Source organism: Bacteroides sp. 1_1_14 (assembly GCF_000162515.1).
GTDB lineage: Bacteria > Bacteroidota > Bacteroidia > Bacteroidales > Bacteroidaceae > Bacteroides > Bacteroides thetaiotaomicron.
Genome location: NZ_GG774707.1, coordinates 149,108 through 151,934 on the forward strand (window position 1 = coordinate 149,108; position 2,827 = coordinate 151,934).

Annotated in this window: 2 protein-coding genes and 1 pseudogene; all 3 read left to right on the forward strand. The window is 50.8% G+C overall.

What is annotated here, in order from left to right; genetic code table 11:
* Nucleotides 1-500 precede the first annotated feature (500 nt).
* Nucleotides 501-1,804 (forward strand): annotated as a pseudogene (locus tag HMPREF9007_RS09550) (reverse transcriptase domain-containing protein).
* Nucleotides 1,801-2,286: a hypothetical protein gene (locus tag HMPREF9007_RS09545; RefSeq protein WP_008762194.1), complete on the forward strand. Its 486-nt coding sequence runs from the start codon at nt 1,801-1,803 to the stop codon at nt 2,284-2,286. The pseudogene HMPREF9007_RS09550 and the gene HMPREF9007_RS09545 overlap by 4 nt, the downstream one beginning before the upstream one ends.
* Before the next feature lie 181 nt (nt 2,287-2,467).
* Complete coding sequence (locus HMPREF9007_RS09540) at nt 2,468-2,710, forward strand: hypothetical protein (RefSeq protein ID WP_004326021.1); 243 nt, start codon at nt 2,468-2,470, stop codon at nt 2,708-2,710.
* The last annotated feature ends 117 nt before the right edge of the window (nt 2,711-2,827 follow it).

Consider the following 2,827-nt stretch of genomic DNA (forward strand, 5'->3'; position numbering starts at 1 on the left):
CAAAGCGGGAGCGAAGCGACAAAACGTCCGGTGTTCCCCGAAGAAGGGGAACGCCGTTCTTTACGGGCGTCAGCCCGTTGAAAAATTTTTGTTTCCGGGGTTTTGTAGCTGTTTGTTAAATAATAATTTATGAAAAATCGTACTTTTGCATTCAAATTAAAAGGTGGCGCTTCCCCATAAGCCGTGTGGTTTATCGTGGCAACAACAACGCGAACCCGAATGGCGGTGTCTCGATGTCGAATGCGAATAACGATTTCTCGAATACGAACACGAACATCGGTTCTCGTCTGAACAACAATCGAAAAGAAATTTTAATCGGCGTACAACACCGGGGACTTGTCCCCACCGTGGTGCCGAGGGAAGCAAGCCTCAGTAACAGCAGCCTTTTCGGGGCTGGAAAACTGAAAAATAGAGTGTCGGGAGGGTTTGGTAGGCCGGAAACGGTTCGAAGAAGCAGTGCCCGGGGGATTGAAGGCCCCAAAATGGAAAACAAAAGAAATATGCACAGAGCAGGTTTTGTAATAGAGGAAATCGTGAAGCCCTCCAACATGGAGGAGTCTTTCCTTCAGGTCCTTCGCGGCAGGAGGCGTAAACGCAGCCGCCAGGGACGCTACCTGCTTGCGCATAAACCCGAGGTGTTGGAGGAACTGGCCGCGCGTATCTCGGACGGTACTTTCCGTGTGAAGGACTATCGTGAGCGAGAGATTTTCGAGGGCGGCAAGCTGCGCCGTATCCAGGTAATCCCTATGTACGACCGTATCGCCGTACATGCCATCATGACGGTGGTGGACTGCCATTTGCGGAAACGTTTCATCCGTACCACCTCTGCCAGTATCAAGAAGCGGGGTATGCACGATCTTCTGTCGTATATCCGTCGTGACATGGTCGAGGATCCGGAGGGTACGCGGTACTGTTACAAGTTCGACATCACCAAGTTTTATGAGAGCGTGAAGCAGGACTTCGTGATGTATTGTGTCGGCCGGGTGTTCAAGGACAAGAAACTCATCGCCATACTTGACAATTTTGTCCGGCTGATGCCCGAGGGTTTGAGTATCGGGCTGCGTAGCTCGCAGGGTCTGGGTAATTTGCTTTTGTCTGTGTTTTTGGATCATTACTTGAAGGACAAGTACGGTGTCCGTCATTTCTACCGTTATTGTGATGATGGTGTCGTATTGGGTAAAACGAAAGCGGAATTGTGGAAGATTCGTGATATCGTCCATGGGCATATTCAGCATGTCGGTCTCCGGGTGAAGGGGAACGACCGTGTGTTTCCCCTGGGCGAGGGCATCGATTTTCTGGGATATGTGACTTTCGGTGCGGACCACGTCCGTCTGCGCAAGCGCATCAAGCAGAAATTCGCCCGAAAAATGCACGAGGTAAAATCAAGAAGAAGGAGGCGTGAGCTGATAGCGTCGTTCTACGGGATGGCCAAGCACGCCGACTGTCATACGTTGTTTAAAAATTAACAGGCAAAGACATGAGATCATTTAAAGACTTGAACGTCGCTTATAAGCCCGAAGACGGCAAAAAGCGATTTCCCGGGGTGGTGGTAAGCATCCGGGAACTGGTAAACTTACCGATTGTAGTGAAGGACTTCGAGACGGGCATCAAGACCGAGCAGGGAGAAGACCGCTGTATCGTGGCCATCGAGATGAACGGTGAGCCGAAGAAGTTCTTCACCAACAGCGAGGAGATGAAGAACATCCTCTCGCAAGTGAAAGAGATGCCCGACGGCTTTCCTTTTGAAACAACCATCAAGACGGAAACCTTTGGGAAGGGTCGAACCAAATACGTATTTACATGAAACGAGTTGAAGGAACAGCCGGGGTGAAGCTGCTGGAATGCGTGAACCCGGTGAAGAACACGTGGCGCATCCGTTGGGACGTGCGGGAAAGGGAGGACGGTTCTGCCGACTATATGGAGGAGAACTTTTTAGGGAAGCCCTCCGGTGAGATAATAAGAAGCGTTATCCTGGGCTGGTACAACGAACAGATCGACCGGGAGATACTTTCCGGCTTCGTTTACGAGGGTATGCCGGTGTGGCTGTCAAGTGAGAACCAGTTCAACTACAAGGCGGCCCACGACCTTGCCGTGCAGAACGGCGGCGCGACGCTTCCGGTGACGTTCAAGTTCGGAACGGATGAGGAACCCCGGTACCGGACGTTCGGGAAGCTGGAGGAACTGACGGACTTCTATACGAAAGCCATGAAGCACATCCAGGATACACTGGCTGACGGCTGGAAAAAGAAAGACGCTTTTGATCCGGAGAAGTACCGGGTGGAATAAATCCTTCGGGGGGAGGATAAGAAAAAAGCCCCCGGCCTGTTAATATAGACGCCAATCATTTATTAACAACACACCCAAGCGGCGCGCGACCGGGGGCAAATACCCTCTGTCACGCCACTTGGGTGTTTTTTTTGTTGTCTAAAAAATGATTGGCGATGCAAAGATATAATTTTTTTGTTGTATGAAAGTGATTGAGATACTAAACTTTAACCGGGAGCTGTTGAAAAGGCTCCAGGCGGCCGGCATCCGTCTGGAGGATGCCCGGTATATCGACCTGTACGCGGACTATACCCGTCTGCTGGACCAAGGTGAGAAGGTCTCGTATGCTGTGGCCGTACTGTCCGAGAAATATTCGGTGAGCGAGCGCAAGGTTTATGCCCTGGTAAAACGTTTCCAGAGTGACTGCAAGACGCTTGCAGTGTGAACGGGGTGTTTTATGCCGTAGGGAGTGCCGTTTCCCCTTATCTTTAGGGTGTTTCAATTTTAGAAGGAGGAAATGGCTATGAACAAGTATTACCGTATCCTGGACAAGATTCTTGTC